Source organism: Echinicola salinicaeni (genome assembly GCF_014280965.1).
Taxonomy (GTDB): Bacteria; Bacteroidota; Bacteroidia; order Cytophagales; family Cyclobacteriaceae; genus Echinicola; species Echinicola salinicaeni.
In genome coordinates, this window is record NZ_JACODZ010000003.1 from 1 (window position 1) to 26,021 (window position 26,021).

General features: G+C 40.0%; 19 protein-coding genes. 12 read left to right on the forward strand and 7 right to left on the reverse strand.

Annotation, left to right across the window (positions count from 1 at the left end; all coding sequences use genetic code 11):
• Positions 1-769 precede the first annotated feature (769 nt).
• From H7U17_RS05840 to H7U17_RS05870, 7 genes are all read left to right on the forward strand, one after another.
• A complete protein-coding gene (locus H7U17_RS05840; protein ID WP_186755733.1) occupies positions 770-3,916 on the forward strand; it encodes a SusC/RagA family TonB-linked outer membrane protein in 3,147 nt (1,048 codons plus the stop codon).
• A gap of 31 nt (positions 3,917-3,947) precedes the next feature.
• On the forward strand, positions 3,948-5,420 hold the full coding sequence (locus tag H7U17_RS05845) for a SusD/RagB family nutrient-binding outer membrane lipoprotein (protein WP_186755734.1): 1,473 nt from the start codon (positions 3,948-3,950) through the stop codon (positions 5,418-5,420).
• 128 nt (positions 5,421-5,548) lie between these two features.
• Entirely contained in the window at positions 5,549-8,077 is a 2,529-nt protein-coding gene (locus tag H7U17_RS05850) for a phosphocholine-specific phospholipase C (protein ID WP_186755735.1), read from the forward strand.
• 130 nt (positions 8,078-8,207) lie between these two features.
• The gene (locus tag H7U17_RS05855) at positions 8,208-8,591 is read left to right on the forward strand and encodes a RidA family protein (RefSeq protein ID WP_186755736.1); all 384 of its coding nucleotides are present in this window, start codon (positions 8,208-8,210) and stop codon (positions 8,589-8,591) included.
• A gap of 22 nt (positions 8,592-8,613) precedes the next feature.
• Complete coding sequence (locus tag H7U17_RS05860; protein WP_186755737.1) at positions 8,614-9,105, forward strand: hypothetical protein; 492 nt, start codon at positions 8,614-8,616, stop codon at positions 9,103-9,105.
• Between the two features lie 253 nt (positions 9,106-9,358).
• On the forward strand, positions 9,359-10,759 hold the full coding sequence (gene fumC, locus H7U17_RS05865; RefSeq protein WP_186755738.1) for a class II fumarate hydratase: 1,401 nt from the start codon (positions 9,359-9,361) through the stop codon (positions 10,757-10,759).
• A 136-nt stretch (positions 10,760-10,895) separates the two neighbouring features.
• Positions 10,896-11,519, forward strand: coding sequence for an SPOR domain-containing protein (locus H7U17_RS05870; protein ID WP_186756154.1), 624 nt, complete (start codon positions 10,896-10,898; stop codon positions 11,517-11,519).
• Here H7U17_RS05870 and H7U17_RS05875 read toward each other — a convergent pair.
• Together H7U17_RS05875 and H7U17_RS05880 are read right to left on the reverse strand one after the other, a co-directional pair.
• Positions 11,516-12,115, reverse strand: coding sequence for a peptidylprolyl isomerase (locus H7U17_RS05875; RefSeq protein WP_186755739.1), 600 nt, complete (start codon positions 12,113-12,115; stop codon positions 11,516-11,518). The genes H7U17_RS05870 and H7U17_RS05875 overlap by 4 nt on opposite strands.
• A gap of 10 nt (positions 12,116-12,125) precedes the next feature.
• Positions 12,126-12,599, reverse strand: coding sequence for a YcxB family protein (locus tag H7U17_RS05880; protein WP_186755740.1), 474 nt, complete (start codon positions 12,597-12,599; stop codon positions 12,126-12,128).
• Positions 12,600-12,843: 244 nt separating this feature from the next.
• Here H7U17_RS05880 and H7U17_RS05885 point away from each other — a divergent pair, with 244 nt between their 5' ends.
• The 3 genes from H7U17_RS05885 to H7U17_RS05895 are packed head-to-tail and all read left to right on the forward strand — an operon-like array spanning position 12,844 to position 16,871.
• Entirely contained in the window at positions 12,844-14,613 is a 1,770-nt protein-coding gene (locus tag H7U17_RS05885) for a single-stranded-DNA-specific exonuclease RecJ (RefSeq protein ID WP_186755741.1), read from the forward strand.
• A gap of 1 nt (position 14,614) precedes the next feature.
• Positions 14,615-15,346 carry an LPS export ABC transporter ATP-binding protein gene (gene lptB, locus H7U17_RS05890; RefSeq protein ID WP_186755742.1) on the forward strand — a complete coding sequence of 244 codons (732 nt, stop codon included), beginning with the start codon at positions 14,615-14,617 and terminating at the stop codon, positions 15,344-15,346.
• Between the two features lie 4 nt (positions 15,347-15,350).
• On the forward strand, positions 15,351-16,871 hold the full coding sequence (locus H7U17_RS05895; protein ID WP_186755743.1) for a GH3 auxin-responsive promoter family protein: 1,521 nt from the start codon (positions 15,351-15,353) through the stop codon (positions 16,869-16,871).
• Between the two features lie 75 nt (positions 16,872-16,946).
• On the opposite strand, the gene H7U17_RS05900 is transcribed toward H7U17_RS05895, so the two are convergent.
• The 5 genes from H7U17_RS05900 to dapF form a co-directional block, all read right to left on the reverse strand.
• On the reverse strand, positions 16,947-17,717 hold the full coding sequence (locus H7U17_RS05900; protein ID WP_186755744.1) for a S1/P1 nuclease: 771 nt from the start codon (positions 17,715-17,717) through the stop codon (positions 16,947-16,949).
• Positions 17,718-17,771: 54 nt separating this feature from the next.
• Positions 17,772-18,962: a M20 metallopeptidase family protein gene (locus H7U17_RS05905; RefSeq protein ID WP_186755745.1), complete on the reverse strand. Its 1,191-nt coding sequence runs from the start codon at positions 18,960-18,962 to the stop codon at positions 17,772-17,774.
• Between the two features lie 2 nt (positions 18,963-18,964).
• Entirely contained in the window at positions 18,965-19,528 is a 564-nt protein-coding gene (locus H7U17_RS05910; RefSeq protein ID WP_186755746.1) for a hypothetical protein, read from the reverse strand.
• Between the two features lie 8 nt (positions 19,529-19,536).
• Positions 19,537-22,920 carry a preprotein translocase subunit SecA gene (gene secA / locus H7U17_RS05915; RefSeq protein ID WP_186755747.1) on the reverse strand — a complete coding sequence of 1,128 codons (3,384 nt, stop codon included), beginning with the start codon at positions 22,918-22,920 and terminating at the stop codon, positions 19,537-19,539.
• Positions 22,921-23,022: 102 nt separating this feature from the next.
• Positions 23,023-23,796, reverse strand: a complete 774-nt coding sequence (dapF, locus tag H7U17_RS05920; protein WP_186755748.1) for a diaminopimelate epimerase — start codon at positions 23,794-23,796, stop codon at positions 23,023-23,025.
• Positions 23,797-24,019: 223 nt separating this feature from the next.
• Between dapF and H7U17_RS05925 the strand changes: the two genes are divergently transcribed.
• Entirely contained in the window at positions 24,020-24,787 is a 768-nt protein-coding gene (locus H7U17_RS05925; protein ID WP_186755749.1) for a superoxide dismutase, read from the forward strand.
• A 169-nt stretch (positions 24,788-24,956) separates the two neighbouring features.
• Entirely contained in the window at positions 24,957-25,685 is a 729-nt protein-coding gene (locus H7U17_RS05930) for a hypothetical protein (RefSeq protein WP_186755750.1), read from the forward strand.
• The last annotated feature ends 336 nt before the right edge of the window (positions 25,686-26,021 follow it).

Genomic DNA, 26,021 nt, shown 5'->3' on the forward strand with positions numbered 1-26,021 from the left:
TATCGGACCAAACGACTATTCCTTGGCAAGTTGCTCCTCAGCAGAGCTTGACTCCGCTTCATCGTGGTATTGTAAGTTAGAGTAAACTTCCTTGATAGTAAAATGCTAGCTATATTTAAAGAAGAATAGTGTCAACCATTTTCAGGACGGGTCAGATTTTAAATTAGTATTTCTTAGAGATATGTATTCTCTTAATAGGGAATGTTTTGAATGGTAAAACTTACTGGTGCAATTGCGGATATACTTATTAATTTATATCTGATAATACTATTTCTCCATCTGCAACTTTCCCACTTGATCCATTTTTTAACTGATCTGTCAAATCCTTTTCCATAGACGTCTAGCGGATTATCCAGGCATCTTTTTTCTAAATACTATCTTTTAAACCCATGTGATGATCTTTTCCCACTTTGAACCAACTATGTGTATGGATAATCCTAATTTAGATGTCACCGCTTTAACTTTAGGATAATATTTTTATCGATATTAAAATATTATTTTATGATGTCAGCTATCGGATTTTATTGATTTTTTTTAATGATAAATATTCATTTTAAGTGATAGGTGCTTACAGTTATCCAAGACCATTTCTTTCGTATTAATTTTTACTTAAGGATATCCGAAAGCTTTTAAAGAATTCATAATTGCGCTTATATCCTCCCCTATAATTAGACTTCTAATTTTGCGAGCAAATTATCCCCAAATAGCCACTTAATATTAATTATTCACCTGTAAATCAATTATTTAAATTTATAATGTGCACTAACTTATGAAACACGTTTTTACAATTTTTATTTTCTTACTAACGGGCTTTCCTTTTCTGGTATCAGGGCAGGATTTAGTGAAAGGTCAGGTAACAGATGCTTCAGGAGCAGGGCTTCCTGGCGTTACAGTTATGATCAAAGGAACTACTAATGGTACTGTGGCGGATTTTGATGGAAATTACAAAATCAATGCTGACAGAAATGCTGTGCTACAATTCAGCTTTATCGGATTCACTTCAAAAGAAGAAGCCGTAAATGGCCGTTCTCTTATCAATGTGGTTTTGGAGGAGGATCAGAAAAGCTTGGATGAAGTTGTGGTTACGGCTATCGGTATCAAGCAACAAAAGAAAAAATTGGGTTATGCTACCCAAGAAGTGAACACTGAGGTTTTGGGAGAGTCCAGAACCATGAACCTTGGTAATGCCCTTTCGGGCCAAGTTGCGGGTTTGACCGTGACCAACCCTACAGGTATTTTTCAGTCTCCTTCTTTCAAATTGAGAGGTAAGACGCCATTGATTGTATTGGATGGTATTCCAGTAGAGACGGATTTGTTTGATATTTCGCCTGAGGATATTGAAAGTATCAATGTGCTTAAAGGTGGCGCGGCATCAGCTCTTTATGGTGCAAGAGGTAAAAATGGAGCTATCCTGATTACACGAAAAAATGCTTCCAAAGAAGGTTTGACCGTCACTGCTTCTACCAGTAATATGGTGACGGCGGGTTTTACAGTTTTCCCTGAAACACAGACTGAATATGGTAACGGATCAAATGGAAAATATGAATTCTGGGATGGTGCTGATGGTGGTATCTCGGATGGTGATATGATCTGGGGACCAAAATTTGAGCCCGGAGTGATGATACCGCAGTGGAATAGCCCAATTAGGGATTTACAAACTGGAGAGGTGATAGAATGGTATGGTAATGTAAAAGGAACGGTATATGATGATAAATCTCGTTATGAAAGAGTTCCAATTCCCTGGGAGAGACATGATAACTTAAAAGACTTCTTGAAGACGGGTGTGGTTTCCAAAAATGATTTTTCTATTGCTTATCAAGGCGAAAAATCTAGATTTTACTTTTCTGGAAATTATTCCTATCAAAAAGGTCAGGTACCCAATACCTCTCTGAATACTGGTGGCTTGAATTTCAACAGTTCATTTGATCTGACCGACAACTTACAGTTGGATGCTACTTTGAGTTATAATAAGGTGCTTTCTCCAAACTATCCAAGATATGGCTATGGACCTAAAAACCATATGTACACCATTTTGATTTGGATGGGAGATGATGTCAATGGACAGGATTTAAGAGACCATATGTATGTACCAGGCCTTGAGGGCTACCGTCAGGCCAACTATAACTATGCATGGTATAATAATGTGTACTTTGCTGCTCATGAGCTAAACCAAAAGCACAACCAGAACACCTTAGATGGAAAGTTGAAACTGAAATACCAGATTACACCTGATTTATATGTTCAAGGTAGGGTTTCCGCTAGGGAGTACAGGGTATTTTCCGATATGGAAAGTCCAAAATCTTATATGAACTATGGTGATTCCAGAAATGGTGATTATAAGATGTGGAATGATAGCAGATTGAATTTGGATACAGATATCTTGGCCTCTTATAATAAAAGCATCAGTGATAATTTTGCCTTCACGGTAAATGCAGGTGGATCCAGCTTCTATAGAAGCTACCAGCAGGAATTTGCTTCTTCAGATGGATTGATCGTTCCTGGAATTTATAGTTTAAGCAATACCCAAGGGCCGGTTCAAGCCAGAAATTCTTTTAATGAAAAAGCGATTAGAAGTGCTTATGGTTCTGTGAACTTTGATATGTGGAATTCAGTGTTCTTGAATATCTCAGGAAGAAATGACTGGTCATCTACCTTACCGACTTCCACCAACTCCTATTTCTATCCATCAGCTTCATTGAGTGCCATGCTTTCTGAATTTATCAGATTGCCAAAGGCAATGGACTACTTAAAGGTGTATAGTTCTTGGTCTCAAGTATCCAGTGATTTAAGTCCTTACAGTATTTATGCTACCTACCAAAAGGGAGTTACTTATGGATCTACACCATCAGTATACTACCCTTCAGGATTGGTGAATTCGCAAATTATGCCTGAGAAGTCTACGTCTTTTGAGGCAGGCTTCTCTACTTCTTTTGCTCAGAAAAGGCTGACTTTTGAAGGTACTTATTATAGGATTTTGGATGAGAACCAGATTATTGACTTGAATATTTCAGAAGCATCTGGCTTTTCCTCAAGAAAGGTTAATGGTAACCAGTATACAACCAATGGTTTTGAGGCCATGGTAAATTTCAATGCCATAGATCACAATAAATTTGGTTGGAATATCGGTATGAACTGGACCAGATACGTGAAAAAGATCACAGATATCTATGGGGACAATGAGAAATTCGGCAACCTAAGTGTTGGAGACAGAGCTGATGCTTACTATGCTACAGTTTGGCAAAAAAGCGCAGATGGTCAAGTGATCTTAGATGCCAATACAGGATTGCCTACAAGAGATCCTTATCCAAACAAAATCGGTCACTTGGATCCATCTTGGAGATTAGGTCTTCAGAATAGATTTAGAGTAGGTGACTTTAGAGTGGATATGGATATAGACGGCGCTTGGGGAGGTTTGATCCGTTCCTTGACCATTGAGAAGATGTGGTGGGGAGGAAAGCATCCTAACTCAGTATTGTACAGAGATGAGGAATACGCTGCTGGCGAACCTGTTTATGTACCGGAAGGCGTAGTGGTTACTGGCGGTGAATTGGTTAGGGATGTAAACGGAAACATTATTTCTGACACCCGTGAATACACCCAAAACACCACCGCAGTGAGCTGGCAAACTTGGTCTCAGATCTATCCTTACCGTGCCCAGGTAACCGAGGAAGAAAATGAGCTTTTTGCAAATGTATATGATCGTTCTTATTTCAAGTTGAGAAGGCTTTCTGTGACTTATGACTTGATGAATATCATGACTTCAGAAAAAATCAAAAAGCTTGATCTGTCTGTGTATGGGTATAACCTGGCCATGTGGAAAAAGATGCCTTTGCTAGATCCTGATTATGGTAACGATAACAACTTGCAGGATCCATCTTCCAGGTATGTTGGTTTCACCCTTCGTGCAACCTTTTAATTGATTTCCACACTAAGAAAAAAGAGAAAAAATGAAGAATATATTAGTAATATGTTTGTTGTTGATAGGGCTTTCCTCTTGTCAAAACCTGGAGGAAATGAATATTAACCCAAATTTGCCAACAGAGACTCACCCTCAGTTGTTGTTGACCAAAATTGAATGGGATGCTTTTAGGGCATACCGTGGTACCTCCCCTTTATATGCTTTGAAGATGTTGGTACAAACTGATGGTGAAAATGTCAATCAGTATTACAAATGGGACCGTGGGAGTTATGGAGCCTATGGTGTGCTAAGAGATGTGTCTAAGATGATCGAAGAAGGAGAAAGAATTGGAGAACCTTCTTATGTGGCACTTGGAAAGTTTTTCAGAGCTTATTATTTCTATAACCTGACATTAACTTTTGGGGATATTCCTTATTCAGCAGCACTGAAAGGTGAAGTAGAGCAAAATTACCAGCCTGCCTACGATAGCCAAAAAGCAGTTTTTGAAGGAATTTTGTCTGAGTTAAAAGAAGCCAGTGAGATCCTTGCTGCCAACAATACCATCATAGCCGGTGATATCATTTATGCTGGTGATATGATGAGTTGGAGAAAGCTGGTAAATGGTTTCCGCCTAAAGGTGATGATGACCCTATCTGAAAAAGAGGGAGAAGTAAACTTGAGTGAGTTTGCGAGCATCTATCAAAATGGGCCTTTAATGGAGAATGTAGAGGAAAGCGGAAAGTTGGTATTCTTGGATCAGCAGGACAACCGTTATCCTAGCTTTAACTCCAGTGGCTTCAGTTCCGGGATGTATATGGACTCTACTTTTGTAAAAAGATTGCAAGACCGCGAAGACCCAAGATTGTTCATTTACTGTACCCAAACCAAATCCGCGAAAGAAGCCGGAAAGGCCATTGATGACTTTACAGCTTATGAGGGTGGAGATCCTGCAGCGCCTTATGCTGAGGTGAATGAAAAAGCTACTCAAGGTAATGTTTCCAAAGTGAATGACCGTTACCATAGGGACCCGGTAAATGAGCCTTATATGCTTTTGGGATATTCTGAGCAGCAATTGATCTTGGCTGAAGCAGCTATTAAAGGATGGATTTCTGCTGATGCAGCTATGCTTTATGAATCGGCAGTAAAAGCTTCCTTTAAGTTTTATGAAATGTATGCGGAGAATTATTCCTCTTGGGTAGGAGAAGAAGATGCCATGGCTTATTTAGCTAAGCCAATCAATGATTTCAATATGGCTACCGGTGAGGAAGAGCAATTACAGTTGATCATCATGCAGAAGTATTTGCAGTCTTTCTTCCAGTTGGGATGGACTTCTTTTTACGATCACCATAGAACGGGAGGATATCCCTCATTCAGAAGACCGGCTGGTGTGGAGATTCCATACAGATGGATTTATCCACAATCAGAATACAACTATAATTCCAGCAATGTTACTGATGCGATCAGCAGACAATTTGGAGATGGTAATGACCAGATCAATAAAATGACTTGGTGGTTGGAGTAAAATAATCCATATCCTTAGTGATTAGGTGGAACAATTATCGTGATGGACGATAATTGTTCCACTTTTTTTATTTGATACCTAAATACATTGTGATATTATTGAATTTAAGTTCTTAAAGAATATTAAATATGAAGGATTCAAGAAGAGAATTTCTTAAAAAAGCGGCACTTCTAACGGGTGGAGCCGGGATTTGGAGTGCTTTGCCGGCATCCATTGAAAAAGCCATGGCCATTTCTCCCGATCCCGGTACGACATTTTATGATGCAGAACATGTGGTATTGTTGATGCAGGAGAACAGATCGTTCGATCATTGCTTTGGTACTCTAAAAGGGGTACGCGGCTTTAATGACCCAAGGGCCATTAATTTGCCAGATAAGAATCCCGTTTGGCTCCAACCAGATAAACAAGGTAACCGATTTGCCCCCTTTAGATTTGATATCAAGGATACAAAAGCTACTTGGATGCGGGATATTCCCCATTCTTGGGAAAACCAGGTGGATGCCCGTAATGAGGGAAAATATAATGGTTGGATAGAGGCAAAAAGGTCAGGACGGAAAGAATTCAGGGATGTTCCTATGACCATGGGCTATTACAGCCGTGAAGACATACCTTTTTACTATGCCTTAGCTGATGCTTTTACAGTTTGTGACCAGCATTTTTGTGCTTCCCTCACTGGGACAACTACCAACAGGAATTATTTTTGGACTGGAAGAACACATCCAGATGGGGAAAAAGCAAAGGTTCGAAATCATGAATTAGGATATAATAATGAGGTTCATTGGCCAACTTTCCCAGAGCGTCTAGAGGATAATGGGATATCCTGGAAGGTGTACCAAAATGAAGTGAGTGTTGGTGCTGATGTGGAGGATTATTCTTTGCTTTCCAATTTTACCGATAATAACCTGGAATGGTTCTCACAGTTTGGGGTTCGTTTTAGTCCAGGGCATTATGATTACCTGAAGAAAAGGGAAAAGAGCCTGCCAAAAGAGATCAAGGAGTTAGAAAAGCAATTAAAGCTTCCTAACGAAGATCAAGAGGATTTGGCAAAGAAGTTAGCAGAGAAGAAGGAAGACCTTGTTCAGGTTAAAGAATATCTTAAAAAGTGGAATCCTAAGCAGTTTGAAAAGCTTAGTGCAAGGGAGAAGAGCCTACATGAGAAGGCTTTTATGACCAATATTGGTGATCCCAATTACCATAAAATAGAAACCCTGTCCCATATGGACAATGGAGAGCAGAGAGAGACCAAGGTACCCAAAGGGGATATTTTACATCAATTCAGGAAAGATGTTAAAGAAGGAAAGCTACCAACAGTCTCTTGGGTAGTAGCTCCTCAGAAATTCTCAGATCACCCAAGTGCCCCTTGGTATGGTGCTTGGTATGTGTCTGAGGTAATGGATATCCTTACCCAAAATCCGGAGGTTTGGAAAAAGACCATTTTTATTCTGAACTATGATGAAAATGATGGTTATTTTGATCATGTGCCACCATTTGTTGCTCCTAATCCCAAAGATGCTGAAAGTGGAAAAGCATCCGAAGGTTTGGATGTAACTGGTGAGTTTGTGACCAAAGAGGAAGAGATGGCAGTGGGCTTCAAGGAAAGAGATGCCAGGACCAGTCCAGTAGGTCTTGGATATAGGGTTCCTTTGGTTATCGCTTCTCCATGGAGTCGTGGAGGTTGGGTGAATTCGCAGGTTTGTGATATTACTTCTACCATTAAGTTTATGGAGAAATGGTTATCCAAAAAAACCGGTAAGAAGGTGGAAGAACCTAATATCAGTGCATGGAGAAGGGAAATCAGTGGTGACTTAACATCAGTGTTTAGGCCTTATAATGGAGAGGAAATCAATTTGCCAGAGTGGGTGGATAGAAACCAGCATGTACAGCAAATTTACAATGCCCAGTTTAAGGACTTACCCAAAAACTTCACTGCCCTTTCAGAAGAAGAGGCTAGAGAAATTGGGCAAAATCCTGAGGGCAGTGATATTTTGCCAAAGCAAGAGCAAGGAACAAAACCTTCCAATGCCCTAAAATATGAGCTATATGCTGATGGGAAATTGAGCAATGATGGGAAGCATTTTATCATTCGATTTAAAGCTGCCCAAGAGTTGTTTGGAGAGGAAGCTTTAGGTGCTCCATTTAATGTTTATGCTCCTGGAAATTATTGGGATAAGGAAAAAGCAGCCTTTGAGCCAGTAAAGACCTGGGCATTTGCGGTGAAATCGGGTGATGAATTGGAATATCATTGGCCATTGGAGGCATTTGAAGGAGGGGAATATCATTTAAGGGTTTATGGGCCAAATGGATATTACCGAGAGTTTATGGGCAATGCCCAAGGACCAAGAGTGAGCATCAGTTGTGAACCTATCAAGAAACGGAAGGAAATCACTGACAGTCTTAAAATCACTGTAAATAATATTAGTGGGCTACAATCCCTGAACTTGAGGTTGGCAGATGATACCTATCAGAAACTGGAGAAGACCTTTACTGTTCAGCCTGACTCATCAGAAAGTTTCACTTTGGATACCTCCAAAAATCAGGGGTGGTATGACTTTAAACTGGAAGTACCGGGCTTGGATAATTTCGGAATCCGATACGCAGGAAGATTGGAGACTGGCAAGGATAGTATTTCTGATCCTTTAATGGGTAGAGCAATTTAGTAGCTAGTCAACAGTATTGGGTCTTGAGTATGGAGACAGTTTTAATTGTTCTCAATACTCAGGACTCATTACTCACGACTAATATTGCATTCAATCAGAATTCCCTACATTTGGGATAAAATTTTAGAATATGGCAAATAAGATTATTTATTCAAAAGAAGCTCCAGCTCCAATAGGGCCTTACAGTCAGGCAGTTCAAGCTGGTAACACACTATTTGTATCTGGTCAAATAGCATTGGATGCTGCAACTGGTGAGTTGATCAACGAAAACATCACAGAAGAAACGCATGCAGTCATGAAAAATCTGGATGCAATATTGACAGAATCAGGCTATAGTTTTGGCGATGTCGTAAAATGTTCTATTTTTATTAAGAGTATGGATGATTTTGGCACCATCAATGAAGCCTATGGTCAATACTTCAAGTCCAACCCACCTGCGAGGGAGACTGTGGAGGTAAGCAGATTACCGAAAGACGTGCAGGTAGAAATTTCCTGTATAGCAATAAAATCATAATAACCTGTGGAGGCAGGAATAAATGTTCCAGTACTTGCCCCATCATACCGAAGTGTTGGTTTCCTCTCTTACTTGTGAGGAAGTCATCACTCGTTTGCATACGGTGACCCAAGAGGTGGACTATCTAGCCCAGACTTCATTGGGATCAAAGGATGGGCAAATTTTTAATGGCAGTATTAAGGAGAATTCTTTCAGGCTCTCCAAAGTACTGACAAAAGCAGACAGTTTTATTCCGCTGATCAAAGGCAAAATAGAATCTACTCACTCAGGATGTATCATTTTTTTGGATTTTAGCTTATTTCCCAGTTCTGCTTTCTTTATCCTATTTTGGTCGGTTATCACCTTGGCCATGGGGATTTTCTTTTTATTTGCAGCCGGGCAGCCTATTTTTGCTATGCTGAGTTTGGGCGTAGGCTTAGGCAATGTCCTTTTTGCCTGGTCGTATTTTAAGCGTAAGGTAAAAGAGTCCCAGAAAATTTTTCATGAAATGCTGAGCTTGCAAAAAAACAGTTGAATTTTAAAGGACAAAATCACCCTTCATTTATGGATTGTGGCCTTCAAATAGTAATTTAGTGGCCCTGTTAGACAGCTGTATATTGAAAGATAAGGCACTGTCAGTAAACAAGATTTTGACTAAAATCAAGATTATTTATTGGATTAAACCGAGCATTGTAAAATCGTCATATAGAAGATGATCATAAAATGGGAGGTTCTCCCGAACCTAGTTCGGAAAAGGCTATGTGATCATTAAAACAAATTATTAACACATGAAATATAGAATAGAAAAAGACACCATGGGTCCAGTGGAAGTCCCTGCGGACAAATACTGGGGTGCCCAGACCCAAAGATCCATCAACAACTTTAAAATTGGTGGTGAGCGTAACCGAATGCCTTTAGAAATTACCCATGCTTTTGCCATTCTTAAGAAGTCGGCGGCCATGACCAATGCTGAATTGGGTGTTTTGGCACCTGAAAAGGCGGAGACAATCGCCAAGGTTTGTGATGAGATTTTGGAAGGCAAATTAGATGATCAGTTTCCATTGGTGATCTGGCAGACGGGTTCTGGTACCCAATCCAATATGAATGCCAATGAGGTGATTGCCTATAGGGGCCATGTTTTACAAGGAGGTACTTTGGAGGATGAGAAAAAGACCATCCACCCAAATGATGATGTGAACAAGTCACAGTCTTCCAATGACACCTTCCCTACAGCAATGCATATTGCGGCCTATAAAATGGTAGTGGAAACAACGATTCCTGGTGTGGAAAAATTGAGAGACACACTTAAAAGCAAGTCTGAGCAATTTATGGATGTGGTGAAGATTGGGCGTACCCATTTTATGGATGCTACTCCACTGACTTTGGGACAGGAGTTTTCTGGTTATGTTGCCCAGCTAGACCATGGTGTAAAAGCCTTGAAAAACACATTGGCCCACCTTTCCGAATTAGCCTTAGGTGGAACTGCAGTAGGAACTGGCTTGAATACTCCTAAAGGATATGCTGAGTTGGTAGCCAAGAAAATAGCAGAATTCTCTGGTCAACCATTTATCACGGCACCAAATAAATTCGAATCTTTGGCTGCTCATGATGCCATCGTGGAAACTCATGGTGCTTTGAAACAATTAGCGGTTAGCTTGATGAAGATTGCCAATGACATCAGAATGTTATCATCAGGTCCTCGTTCGGGAATCGGTGAAATCCTAATTCCTGAGAATGAACCAGGCTCTTCTATCATGCCAGGAAAGGTAAACCCTACCCAAGCGGAGGCCATGACCATGGTTTGTGCCCAAGTAATTGGAAATGATACAGCTGTATCTGTGGGTGGCTCCAATGGACATTTTGAATTGAACGTGTTCAAGCCAATGATGATCCACAATCTTTTAACTTCTGCCAGATTGATCGGTGATGCTTGTGTATCTTTCCATGATAATTGTGTGATTGGTATTGAACCAAACAGACCATTTATCAAGAAGCACCTTGAAAATTCTTTGATGTTGGTAACAGCATTGAATACACATATCGGTTATGAAAATGCAGCGGCCATAGCTAAGAAAGCCCACAAAGAAGGTACTAGCCTAAGGGAGGCTGCTCTGGACTTGGGCTTATTAACCAATGAGCAGTTTGATGAGTGGGTAAAACCAGAAGATATGATAGGAAGTATGAAGTAATTCGTCTTTTGGGAAATCTTAAAAGACCGATATTATAACTTTATTTTATCCAAATTTTAAAAGGGGAAGTATATTTCGTATTTTACATGAAATATGCTTCTTCTTTTTTGTTTAAACTAAATTATTATTGGAGGATATGGTTTCGAAATACCTTTTAGGATCATGCTTATTGCTGGCACTTTTGTTGTCAAATATTACAAATGCTTTAGCCCAGTTATCGAAAGATGAGAAAAAAGCACTGAAGAAAGAGTTGAAACGAATGACTCCGGAGCAGCTTCGGCAGATGCAGGAATTACAACAACAGCAAAAGGTTAATATTCTTGAGCTTGAAAAGGAAAATCAAGACCTAAAGAAAGAACTTTCCAGCAAATCCCAAGACCTTACCATTCTCCAAAAGAGACATGAAGAACTAGAGGAAAAATATACCAGTACCATGATGGAGGATGCTCATGAAGAACTGCATGGAGCTCCAGACACACTGGAAGGAGAATGGAGCAAAGGTGTGGTGTTTAGGGTGCAGATCGGAGCATTGACCGAGAAAGAGTATGACAAAGAAATCCCCTCTGACTTCGTTATGGACGTGGAAGAAAAAGGGGATTTGAAGCGCATGCTTTTGGGCTATTACAGGGACTATGATGAAGCCAATACTTTTAAGAAGCTTATGCGGAAGCTAGGAATTAGCACTGCTTGGATCGTTCCTTATAAAGATGGAGAAAGGGTTACATTAAAGGAAGTCCTGGATACGGTTGTTGATTATTAATGATCTGATTTTAATTCAAGGTCATATCCATTTTCTTTAAGTTCTTCAGCAGTCATTTCGATGACATTGACCTCCATGTTGATATCCACCAAGGGGGTGTCTGTGGAATCTGTTTTGACTGTTGCTATAGCATCCAATACATCCAGCCCCTTAAAGACTTGACCAAAAACAGTATAATTTCCATCCAGTCTTTCTATGCCATCCTTGTCATGGACAATATAGATTTGGCAACCTGCTGATAATTTTTCAGGATTATCATCCCTTCCAGCACCTACTGCACCATATACATGTTTAATCCCATCGACGAATTCTGGCTCCAAAAGATAAGGAGAATCCCCAAATCCTTCGGGCGTATCAGGACAACCTCCCTGAATTACAAAGCCTTCAATTACCCTATTGAAGGTTAGTGAATCCCAATATTGTGCATTGGCTAGTTCTATGAAGCTTTCTTTATGAATAGGGGTTTCCTCATACAACCAGAATAACATTTCTCCTTTTGGAGTGATAACTTGACCAACGGGGTAAGTTTGGGAAGATTTTGAGCTACAAGACAGTGCCAACAGTGAAAGGCACAATAGTGTGAAGGCGTTTCGCATTAGTTCTAATTTATGATTTGGTAAATTTTTCTGTTGTTAATAATTCAAATTTTTGAAGGTCTTCTTTAGAGTCAAAAGCTTCCTTTTTCAAAAATAGAAACTGATTATTAGAAATATAAAATAACCAATAATTGCGACGCTTTTTAATTGCTAAGATTTGGTCCCAAGGAACTTCACTATAATTTCCATTGGACATGGAAAGACTGATCTTTTCCTCTGAAAATGTCATGCTCATTTCATGAAATAGGCTGGCATTTTTCGATGATTTAACCCAAAATAGTAAATAGAGAAAGATTAGCGGAGGAAAGGTCAATCCAAAAACTACAATGGCAGTAGAGAACCTATCATCTCCAAAGCTGTTAAGATGTGAAAATCCTAAAATAAAGGAAATCAGATAAAGCCACCAGAATTTTTTAAGCCGGTTAGTAGCGATGATTTCAAAAAAATCCCATTCTGAGAGGGAAAAGTTTTTCGTTTTGACCATATCATAGCAATTAAGAGATAAAAAATGATAGTTTAAACTTAACAAAAATAGTTTTAGCCCAAAGATTCATAAAGTTTAATTTATACTGAGCTGAAATATCATTGTATTAATTAAAAGTAATTTCCATTATATTTCGAGCTCATTAACTTAGGCACAGGCACTTAGTTTGTATAAAGGCTTTTGCATGGAAATAATTGCAATTTTTTTTAATAAAGAAGCAGTTTAGTTTAGTAATTTAGGCGGCATGGAGTTTAGGTGGGAAATAAAAAGTAAAGCAGATCAAGAAACCGTTCAATCCCTTAGCAGTGAAATCAATGTCAATCCGACATTGGCCAATCTTCTGGTCAACCGTGGAGTAGTTGATTTTCAGGAAGCTAAAGATTTTTTTAGGCCGGATTTGGATAAAATCCACTCTCCATTTCTGATGAAAGACATGGATAAGGCTGTCAATAGGATGGTGGAAGCGGTAAATAATGAGGAGAAGATCCTTGTCTATGGGGATTATGATGTGGATGGGACTACTGCGGTGGCATTGTTTTATGGATTTTTGAAAGAGTTTTATCCATACGTAGATTTCTATATTCCGGACAGGTATCAGGAGGGTTATGGTGTTTCAGAGCGCGGCGTTCGTTTTGCTGCTGAAAATGATTTTAAATTAATTGTATCCTTGGATTGTGGAATCAAAGCAATAGAGAAAGTAGCTTTAGCCAATAGTTTGGGGATAGATTTTATTATCTGTGATCACCATACGCCTGGAGAGGAATTGCCTCCAGCATTGGCGGTACTTGATCCGAAAAGAGTAGATTGCGAATATCCTTATAAGGAATTAAGTGGATGTGGAGTGGGATTTAAATTAATACAAGCTTTTACTGAGCGAACTGGAAAAAATGCCAGTCACCTTTTTGGTCTTTTGGATTTGGTAGCTGTGAGTATTGCGGCTGATATTGTGCCCATTTCTGGAGAGAACAGAATTCTGGCCCACTATGGTCTGGAAAGATTGAACAATAATCCCCGACCGGGCCTAATGGCTTTGATCCTGGCCGGAAAAGGGCAGCGCAGCCTAAAGGAACTGCAGGAAAACAGGCAGTTGCTTCACAGGGAAATGCTTCAGTTGAAATCAGATAAGGATATTGAGATATCGGATATAGTTTTCAGGATTGGTCCACGAATCAATGCTTCTGGAAGGTTGGAGCATGCAAAGGCCTCTGTTGAACTATTGAATTCCAAAGATATCCATGATGCCCTTGAACGTGCTGAGTTGGTGGAAGATGTCAATGCTGCCAGAAAGAACTTTGATGAGAACATCACCAAGGAAGCCATACAAATGATCGAGGATAGGGAGCAGATAAAGCCCTATAAAAGCACTGTACTCTATAAAGAGGATTGGCATAAGGGAGTGATAGGAATCGTAGCTTCCAGGTGTATTGAACAATACTACAGACCAACCATCATATTGACCGAATCCAATAATAAGGCCACTGGTAGTGCACGCTCGGTATTTGATTTTAATATCTATGAAGCTATTAGTGAGTGTAGTGATTTATTAGAGCAATTTGGAGGGCATAAATATGCAGCAGGCTTGACTATGGAACTAGATAATGTGCCAGCATTTCAAGAGAAATTTGAAGAGGTGGTCAGCCGCAGGATTTCCGATATTCATACCAAGCCAGTTTTGGAGGTAGATGATGAGCTTGAACTGGACCAGATCAATTATAAATTTTATAATATATTGCGTCAAATGGCTCCTTTTGGACCGGGAAATCCTGAGCCTTTATTTTGTGCCAATCAAGTATATGCACAGAATATAAAAGTGCTTAAGGACAAGCATTTGAAATTTGAAATTGTACAAGATGGACAGGTGACTACTCCCGTTTGTATTGCCTTTGGCTTTGCCACTTATTATGAAATGCTGAGAAGTAAGATGCGTTTTAATATTGCCTTTGAGGTAAGAGAAAATACCTTCAGGAATACCAGTAGTTTACAACTGTACGTTAAGGACATAAAATTCGATTGAAATGAAACTTAGAGGTGACAACCTGATTAAGATCTATAAGGGTCGAAAGGTGGTGAACAATATTTCCGTGGAAGTGGAGCAGGGCGAGATTGTGGGACTTTTAGGGCCAAATGGAGCTGGAAAAACCACTTCTTTTTATATGATTGTAGGTCTTATAAAGCCCAATAGCGGGAAAGTTTTTTTAGACCAAGAGGAAATTACTCCTTTACCCATGTATCGCCGTGCAAAAAGAGGTATAGGTTATCTTGCGCAGGAGGCTTCTGTATTTAGGAAATTATCTGTAGAGGAGAATATCATGGCGGTATTAGAAATGACCGACCTGCCTAAAACTGCCCAAAAGGAGAAAATGGAGGAATTACTGGAGGAGTTTAGTCTGACCCATGTCCGAAAAAACTTGGGCATGGTACTTTCAGGAGGGGAGCGAAGAAGGACTGAAATCGCCAGGGCCTTGGCTGTGGATCCTAATTTTGTCCTACTGGATGAACCTTTTGCAGGAGTCGACCCCATTGCTGTAGAGGAAATTCAAACTATTGTTGCCAAGTTGAAAAATAAAAACATCGGTATTTTGATTACAGATCACAATGTCAATGAAACCCTATCCATTACAGATCGTGCTTATCTGATGTTTGAGGGGAAATTACTAAAGGCAGGTACTGCGGAAGAACTTGCAGCTGATGAACAGGTTCGAAAAGTATACCTTGGTAAGAATTTTGAACTAAAACGTAAGATCTGATTTTATGGACGTACTGAATACTTTTATGACCTGGATCTTTAAGATCCGAATAGGTCAGATTGATAACTTCAAAGAAAATCCTATTGAAGTTCAACAAGATATTTTTTTCGATCTTATTAAAACGGCAAGGAAAACCGAATTTGGAAAACAATACGGATTTTCAGATATCAAATCTCATCGGGATTTTGCCAATAATGTCCCTGTTCATAATTATGAGCAAATGCAGCCTTATATAGAAAAAACCATGAAAGGCGAACAAAATGTGATTTGGCCAACAGAAATCACCTGGTTTTCCAAGTCATCCGGGACTACAGGGAGTAGAAGTAAGTTTATCCCAGTTTCACAGGAATCTTTAGAGGATTGCCACTTTAAGGGAGGCAAAGATATGCTTTCATTGTATGTGAATAATTATCCTGAGAGCAAACTCTTTTCCGGCAAGAGCTTGGCCATAGGGGGCAGTCATCAGGTCAATAGCTTTGATGCAAATAAAAACAGCCATTATGGAGACATCTCCGCCGTTATTATGAGAAACCTGCCTGTTTGGGCCCAACTAGCGAGGACCCCGAGTTTGGAGACTGCATTAATGAGTGAATGGGAGGAGAAGATAGAGAGAATGGCTTATGAAACGATGAAGGAAAATGTGGTCAGCATATCTGGAGTGCCTACCTGGACCATAGTTCTCTTGGAAAGAATAATGGAAATTACAGGTTCAAAAAATATTCTGGAGGTATGGCCAAATTTGGAAGTGTTTTTTCATGGAGCGGTTGCTTTTGGACCTTACAGAAGGTTGTTCCAAGAACTTATCCCATCCAATGGGATGCACTATATGGAGACTTATAATGCTTCCGAAGGCTTCTTTGGTATCCAAGATCAAAAGAATTCTGATGAATTACTATTGATGTTGGATTATGGAATTTACTATGAATTCATCCCAATGGAAGAATGGGATGCCGAGGATCCAAAAGTCATTCCTTTAGAAGAAGTAGAACTCGGAAAGAATTATGCCTTATTAATTAGTACTAATGGAGGACTTTGGCGCTATAAGATTGGAGATACGGTAAAATTCACTTCTATAAGTCCATATAGAATAAAAATTTCTGGTAGAACCAAGCATTTTATCAATGCTTTTGGGGAAGAAGTAATTGTTGAAAATGCTGAGAAAGCCATAGAAGAAGCCTGTAAGGCCACTGATGCAACCATTGTAAACTTTACTGCAGCACCAGTATATTTTGAAGGGGCAGGCAGCAAAGGAGCCCATGAATGGGTTATTGAGTTTAGTAAAATGCCCGATGATGAAAACTTGTTTAAGGAGAAGCTGGACGCTACTTTGAGAGCAATCAACTCTGATTATGACGCTAAGCGCTATAAAGACATGGCATTGGACAAACCCAAAATTCATTTTGCCCAGCAAGGTTTATTCGAAACCTGGATGAAGTCGAGAGGTAAGTTAGGTGGTCAAAATAAGGTGCCCAGACTAGCGAATAATCGGGAGTATATTGATGGGATTTTGAAATTGAAGGATTAGTCCAATCTCTTCGATATAAACATAAAAAAGCCTCCTAAAGACTAATTAGGAGGCTTTTAGTTTTTTTTGAATAAATCATCCGTAAATATCATTTAGGATTCCAGCTAGGCGGATTCCACCCGCCAACAGTTGATTTTCTATAATGGGAAAGCATTTATAATCGTATTCATAGGACAATTTCTTATTCTCAGGAAGATCATAAACATATTTCCTAAGTGAAACAGCTTCCTCCAGCCAACTTTCAATGGGGGCAGCTTGTAGCTTTTTGATTTTATCTTTACTTGCCCTATTATTCAAATGCTTGGCCAACTCCGTATAGCTAAGGTGCTGCCTTTCGATCATTTTGGTATCCCAGACGGTATGGAGGTTGGTTTTTTGGTTGAAGTAATAGACATCCACCTTATTTCCTCCCATATCTTCACCTGTCCCCACATGTAGGGGCTGATGCAGGTCTCCTACAATATGAATAAGCATTTTCAGGTTTTCCTGCTTTTTCTTGAAGGATAAGGGCTTATTTTTGAGCTCCTCTATAAGCCTAAGCAATGTCTGATAGGCATCTCCCCTCTCATCTTGTAAATGAGGCTCATACCCTTTACCCTTGTGGACAGTTAGGAAATGCCAGGAATAGGCATAATCGTATGCACGATCTGATCTAATTTGGTCCATCCAATTGGCCACCATGGGAATTGATTCATTTTCCAAAACCGCAGCAATATTCCTTTTTGCCTTTTTACTAAGGTGCCAAGCTGCTATTTGACCGACCACCCTGTGGCCATTTTGTCCCCATCCAAAAGACTGGAAAATAATTACTGTACTCAAAAAAAATGCTGCAATACTCTTCTTCATATTAGTAATCCTTTTAAAAATGAGCTTGTTGGGAACCGCTTATTTAGCCTATCATCAACCTTGTGAAAGTTCATTGATAGCTATCCATGCCATCAATCCGGCACCTACTTCCAATGCGCTTTCATCTATATCAAAGGTAGGAGTATGCACTCCGCTTGTGATGCCCTTTTCTTCATTCCTGATGCCCAAACGATAAAAACAACCATCCATCTCTTGGGTATAGTAGGAGAAATCCTCTGCGGCCATCCAAACATCCAAATCTTCAACATTTTCCTCACCTAGAAATTCCTGGGCAGCTTTATATGCACGATCGGTAAGCTCAGGAGCATTTTTTAAAAATGGGTAACCTTTACGAACTTCAAAGTCCACAGCACCTCCCATGCCTTCAGCTAGACCTTCGGCAATTTTCACCATTTTTTTGTGGGCCTCAGCTCTCCATTCTTCATTTAAGGTCCTGAATGTTCCCTGAATCTTGACTTCATTAGGGATGACATTAGTAGCTCCTTTAGCCTCGATATGTCCAAAGGAAAGTACCGTAGGAATCTTTGGACTGGCATTACGGCTGACTACTTGCTGTAAAGCTACGATGATGTGAGAAGCAATAAGTATAGGGTCTACCAAGGTTTCTGGCATGGCACCATGACCACCTTTACCTTTTACGGTAAGGTAAAGTTCATCAGCACTGGCCATGTACATTCCTTTACGGAAGCCCACTTTGCCCGCATCGATCAATGGCATCACATGTTGGCCTACAATAGCTTCCGGCTTTGGATTCTCTAGGGCTTTGTCCTTAATCATCAAAGAAGCACCCCCTGGGATTTTTTCTTCTCCAGGCTGAAAAATCAATTTTATTGTACCTTCAAATTCGTCTTTTACCCCATTAAGGATTTTTGCGGCCCCCAATAAAGAAGCAGTGTGAACATCATGCCCACAGGCATGCATTACGCCTTCATTAGTCGACTTATAAGGAACATCATTTTGCTCTACAATTGGTAGCGCATCCATATCTGCCCTTAGGGCAATGATTTTTTTTGAAGGGTTTTTACCTTCAATGAGTGCTACCAATCCAGTATTGGCTTTTTTTTCGATATTGGTAATCCCCATTTCTTTCAACTGGGAAGCTACAAAAGCACTTGTTTTGTATTCCTCGAAGGAAAGTTCAGGGTTGGCGTGGATATATCTTCTAGTATTGGTGATCTGATCCAGGTATTCCCCGGCCAGGGCTTTCACTTTATCTTTTAACATGCTTAAATATCTTCTCCTTCAATAATTTCCCCTTCTTCAGGCTCTTCTTCTTCGGGGGCTTTGCCAAATCTTTGTCTTATGATTCTTGCTGTTGGAAAATCCTTTTTAATAGTATGGAATAAGGAATGGGCCTCAATTCTGTAAAGGTATTGACCTACTTTTACCAAGTATCTTGGCTGCTCGTATTCCATTTCAGCTTTGACCTCACTAGGCAGCGTATTATAAAGATCATTTCTTACACTAAAGGCCTGCTCTCTGTCTACACCGCTATACACTAAAATGGTGAAGCCATTATAAGTGCCCCTTTCTTCATTTTCAATAGAAAAACTAGTCAGTGCTTGCTCAAGATCCGCATCCACTGGGTCGCCAGCCTCAGCACTGATCGGACCATTGCTCTCCGGAGCTATACTATTTTCTTTTGGTAAGTCAGGGTAAGTGATCCGATTATAGCTAAGGTCTTCCTGATAGTTGTTATAGGCGGCAGCAGAGCGACTGATCTTACTGCCTCCGGCACAACCCGCCAATAAGACGAAGGACATCAAAAGGGAAAATGCTTGCTTAGTCATGGTGTTTTTTAATCTTCTATAACAATACACTTGCCAGAAATGATATCCTGCTCAACACTTTTGTATTTAACATCCTTTTTGACATTGCCATCAGGATATTGGACAGAAACACGGTCATTTCTTCCATAGGCCTTTTCTGATTTCCTTGGAGCGACAACTTGTTTTTGTGCGCCACGGTTAGCGGCCACGGCTGCTGCAGCTGCTCTGTTGGCATGTGGATTCAAAGAACTGCTGGCATCTTCCTTAGAAGCCTGTACTGCAGGTTCTGGCTGACGCTGTGCTTGGGCAGCTTTTACTTGATCTGGGTTTTGCTGAGGCAATTCTGCTTTGGCCAAGAAAGAAATAATGTCTTCATTCAGCTTACCCACAAAACGCTTGAACATTTCAAATGCTTCGAATTTGTAGATCAATAATGGATCTTTTTGTTCGTAAACAGCATTTTGTACAGATTGCTTAAGGTCATCCATGTCCCTTAAGTGTTCTTTCCAATTTTGATCGATAATGGCCAAGGTTACATTTTTCTCCAAGGCCCTGATCAAATCCCTACCTTCATTAGCAAGGGTAGATTCCAAATTGATCACCACACCAATTTGCTTGATGCCATCAGTAATTGGTACCATGATTTCCTTTACGGTTGCCCCTCTGTTCTCATAGACATCCTTTAGTACTGGCATGGCGCGTTCAAGGACTCTTTGGTTTTTGGTCACATAATTCTGGTAAGATGCATCAAAGAGTTCTTGTGTCAGAACAGCTAGATCTTTGGATTTAATATCCTCTTCACTGAATTTATGATCTATGCCCAGAGAACTATAGATATTCATTCTTAGGTTTTCAATATCCTCAGTAGACTTGGCCATTTCGATGATTCCCTCGCAGACATCATACATGATATTCAAGATATCCAACTCAAGTCTCTCACCCATCAAGGCGTTTTTCCTACGTTTGTAAACTACCTCTCTCTGGGAGTTCATTACATCATCGTACTCCAACAAACGCTTACGCACACCGAAGTTGTTTTCTTCAACTTTTCTCTGGGCACGTTCGATGGATTTGGAAATCATGGAATGCTGGATCACCTCACCTTCTTCAAGGCCCATGCGATCCATCAGCTTGGCAATACGCTCAGAGCCAAACAAACGCATTAAATTATCCTCTAGAGAAACAAAGAATTGAGAAGATCCCACATCCCCTTGACGACCTGCACGACCTCTCAACTGTCTGTCGACCCTTCTGGATTCGTGGCGCTCGGTACCAATGATGGCTAAACCTCCGGCTTTCTTGGATTCTGGGGTCAATTTAATATCGGTACCACGACCGGCCATGTTGGTGGCAATGGTCACTGTTCCTGGTTTACCTGCTTCCGCAACTACTTCCGCTTCCTTGGCGTGTTGCTTGGCATTCAATACCTGATGCTTGATCTTTTTCAAGGTCAACATTCTGCTGAGTACCTCAGAAATTTCCACAGAAGTAGTACCTACCAGTACTGGTCTTCCTGCATCAGTCAGTTCATTAATTTCATCAACTACTGCATTGAACTTCTCCCGGACAGTTTTATAGACTTTGTCATCCCTATCATCACGCTGGATTGGTTTGTTGGTAGGGATGACTACCACATCCAACTTATAGATTTCCCAGAATTCTCCAGCTTCTGTTTCGGCTGTACCGGTCATACCTGACAACTTATGGTACATTCTGAAATAGTTCTGCAAGGTGATGGTCGCATAGGTCTGTGTAGCATCTTCTACCTTCACATTTTCCTTTGCTTCTATGGCTTGGTGAAGTCCATCAGAATATCTTCTGCCTTCCATCACACGACCTGTTTGTTCATCGACGATTTTCACCTTACCGTCTACCAAGATATACTCGGTGTCCTTTTCGAACATACAGTAAGCCTTCAATAGTTGGTTTACCGTGTGGATTCTTTGGGCCTTGACACCATAATCCTTGATGATTTCTTCCTTACGGATCAACTTCTCTTTGTCATCCAGACTTTCATCCTTTTCCATTTCGGCAATTTCAGTACCGATGTCCGGAAGGATAAAGAAGTTGGTATCCTCATTTTTCTTGGTGATTACCTCAATACCATTATCCGTAAGGTCCACAGTATTGGACTTTTCTTCAATGGTAAACAAAAGCGGTTCGTCCGCCTCTGGCATCATCCTTTTATTGTCTTGAAGGTAGTAGTTCTCTGTTTTTTGAAGGATTACCCTGATCCCAGGCTCAGAAAGGTATTTGATCAAAGGCTTGTACTTAGGCATACCACGGTAAGCTCTGAACAAGGCTAAACCACCTTCTTTTTGGTTGCCTGCTGCGATCAGCTTTTTACCCTCGGTCAGGTAACCCTGAACCAATTTTCTTTGTTCGTCCACCAAGGTAGCGACCCTTGGTTTCATATCATAAAATTCGTGCTCGTCTCCTCTTGGAATTGGTCCGGAGATGATCAACGGCGTTCTCGCATCATCGATCAATACTGAATCGACCTCATCGATCATGGCAAAGTGGTGTCTGCCCTGAACCAGGTCATTGGCTTCTCTGGACATATTGTCCCTTAGATAATCGAAGCCGAATTCATTATTGGTACCATAAACGATATCGGAATTATAAGCTTTTCTTCTACCTGCAGAATTAGGTTGGTATTTATCGATACAATCTACCGTAAGACCATGGAATTCGAATAAAGGTGCATTCCACTCACTATCCCTTTTTGCCAAGTAGTCGTTTACAGTAACGATGTGTACTCCACGACCGGCCAAGGCATTGAGGTAAGCAGGCAGAGTAGATACCAAGGTTTTACCCTCCCCGGTGGCCATCTCAGAGATTTTACCCTTATGAAGCACCATACCACCAATCAACTGAACATCATAATGGAGCATGTCCCAGGTAATCTCAGTACCAGCAGCCATCCATTTGTTATGCCAAATGGCCTCGTCGCCGCTGATCTCTACATTGTCTTTTCTTGTGGAAAGTTCACGGTCATAGTCATTGGCCTTAACCACGATTTTACTGTTCTCCTTAAACCTTCTAGCGGTTTCTTTAACAACAGCAAAAGCCTTGGGAAGCACTTTTTCTAGTACCACTTCCAAGGCCTCGTTACGATCTTTTTCGACACCATCGATTTGGTTGAAAAGCGCATCCTTTTCGTGCACCTTATCTGGAGCCAAAGCTTCGATTTCTGTCTTCAGAGAAGCAATATTATCATCAAAGGATTTTAATTCTGTATTGATGACTTCTTTGATCTCAATGGTTTTTGCCCTTAACTCTTCGTCGGTAATGGATGAGAGTTGCTTGAATTCAGCATTGATCTTATCCACTATGGGGAGCAATTCTTTTATATCACGATCTGACTTGGTTCCGAAGATTTTGGCCAGACCTTTAGCAATAACGTCTAACATATTATATTGAAAATTGTAATAGCGTTTAAAATTACTTTCTTTTTGTTACAATCGGTAGTTTTTACCCAGCAATCGGGCATAAATTTGGATTGTGGTATTGGCTTATATTTTTACCTTTCCGCTGAAGACCTGCTCAGCAGGGCCAATTAATAAAATATCCTTAAAACTACCATCTGATGAGGCAGTGAATTTAACAGCTAGATGGCCTCCAAGGGATTTGATGCGAACATGGTTGAGCTTGTTTTGTTGCCCATAGACCAATGCGCAGGCCGTCACTCCAGTCCCACAGGATAGTGTTTCATTTTCTACTCCACGTTCATAGGTTCTAACGAAAATCTCATCTTCAGAGAGTGAAGAAATAAAATTCACATTTGTGCCATCAGGCTTATAGGTATTGCTGTACCTGATTTCTGCTCCAGTATCCACCACAGGATAAGTTTCCACATCATCTACAAAACGTACATGGTGGGGAGATCCTGTATTGACAAAATAATCCTGCTGAACACTTGAAAGCTGGCTTACCTCGCTCATGCCCAACTCTACTAAGCCATTGGCAATACGTGCTTCATGAGGCCCATCTATGGCAAGGAATTTGGTGTTTTCTTCCACGATGCCCAAAAATTTCGAAAAGGCTACTGCGCACCTCGCTCCGTTGCCACACATACTTTGCGAGCCATCAGAGTTAAAATACACCATTTCGAAATCATAGCCTTCTTTATTACGGATCAGAATAAGACCGTCTGCACCTATTCCGAATTTTCGGTCACAAAGCTGACTGACCAGTTCAAGGTTTTGGTCATCAAACTGCTCTGATCGATCATCGATCATGACAAAGTCATTACCCGTTCCTTGATATTTATAAAATGATATTTCCATATCCTTGTTTGAAGTATTTTAAAGTAAAATGACGGTTCAAAAACCAATCCATTCTAATATAGAATTACAAACATAACCAACTTGTCATTAATTCGGACGCAATGTCCGAATAATGGTTTTATTTTAAAAGTGAATTAGTTAACTTGCTCGGATTCAATAATGGAATTATTGAGAAGAATAACCTGAAGTGTTAATCTGTTTTCGAAATAAAATTTTATTTGTAATGAAAAAAGTTTCATTTAATCCTTCCAGAAGGACTTTTATAACACAAAGTACTAAGGCCACTTTGGCAGTTGGCATAGGAAGTAGTGCTATAGGATCTGCTTTCTTAACTGCATGTGGTGCTGCCAAAGAAGAGGAAGAAGCCGTAAGTCTAAGTACAGGCTTTTCCCAAGCAGGACTGAATTATGACTATGCAGCATTAGAGCCGAATATCGATGCCATGACCATGGAAATCCATTATACAAAACATGCCGCTGGTTATGCCAGAAAATTAAAGGCTGCCTGTGAAGCTGAAGGTGTTGATATGGAAAAACCACTGGAAGAAGTGTTGATGGAGGTTTCTAAATTCAGCACTGCTATCAGAAATAATGGAGGTGGACATTATAACCATGAGCTGTTTTGGAGCATCATGTCTCCAAATGGTGGTGGTAAACCTTCAGGAGATTTAGCTGCCGCTATTGATGGAGCATTTGGAAGTTTTGATAGTATGGCGGAGCAATTTGAAGCTGCTGCCAAAGGGCGATTTGGCTCTGGCTGGGCATGGTTAGTGTTAGATGAAAACAAAAAACTCCAAATTGGTTCTACCCCAAATCAGGACAATCCATTGATGGACGTTTCTGATTTTCAAGGCATTCCTTTGATGGGTATAGACGTTTGGGAACACGCTTATTACCTTAATTACCAAAACGAAAGAGGCAAGTATGTGTCTAATTGGTGGAATGTTGTAGATTGGTCAGTTGTGGAAAATCGCTACAATTCTATCATTTAATACACAGTTTAGGATATTTTTATAAAGCCGGGTAAATTTAGTTTATCCGGCTTTATTTGTTTTTTAACTCCATTTTTTAGCTTAGACTATGCCCAAATAGGGGCTAGACCATTGCTGGTATTGGATTTGTCCATTGAATAAATGGATGTGTGCCAATTCATTGAACAGCATGAGAAATATTTTCAATATATTATTCATAGTATCTTTTAGCTTATTGCCAGGTTTTTTGATGTTTTCATGTGTGGAATTGGATGAAAACAATGAAGGTGCCTACAGTGAATTGAAAATCAATCTAACTGCAGCAGCTTCAAGCGGTGACCTAGAAGATGCTGTTTACGTCGGAGGACTACAAATTGACGATTTCGAAATTGCCTTGAGCGATCTCAGTGTTAGCTATCTATCAGAGGCTGGAATAAATGCTGGTATGGACAGAATGGAATCTTTTGCCTTTAATGATCAAAATGTAAAATCTGATGGATCCTTGAAATTAGTGGAAGATGGGAAACCAAGATCAAATTTGCTGGGAAAAGAAAATACGCCAAATGGTCTGTATCAAGAAGTTGCTTTTCATTTAGAAAAGACGTCTAGTGCTAACACTTCCCATTCATTAAAACTAGAGGGAATTTTCGAAGGGAAAGAAGTGATGCTATGGACTGGGAATGAAGATTGGCTTAAGGCAAAGGCAACTAACACCCATGCCTACACTATTTATTCAAATTCAGTCTTAACTCTGGTTTTTGAAGTAGAAAAATTATTTGAAAACATTGAAATTTCCTCTGCCAAAGATGGGAATAATGATGGATTAATAGAGATAGGTCCAAATAATGAGGACGGAAATCATACTATATTTTTAGCCTTTGAACAAAACCTTCAAAAGGCTTTACAATTGCGGAAATAACCATAGCCTTCACCATATTCAAGGTGGTTTTTGTATATGTCATTTACATTTATCAACGGTTCATTAATTAAAATTGACATTTTACATAAGAATTTTTTCCATTCATCGACATTATAAACGGAAGTATACTTCAGGGTAATAAAAGGAGAGGCTAAAACAGGGCAGATATACGGTGGCATTTCTTTTTTCAGTAGTATTCCTGTTGATTAAAATGTTATTTACTTCGGTGTTAGGGAATTTTGTTGACGGAATATTACGTGTTGACACTGTTTATTGAAATTTTATATACGTTTTTGGCACTTTGTTTGTTTGAGGTGCCTGGGAAAAATAAACCAA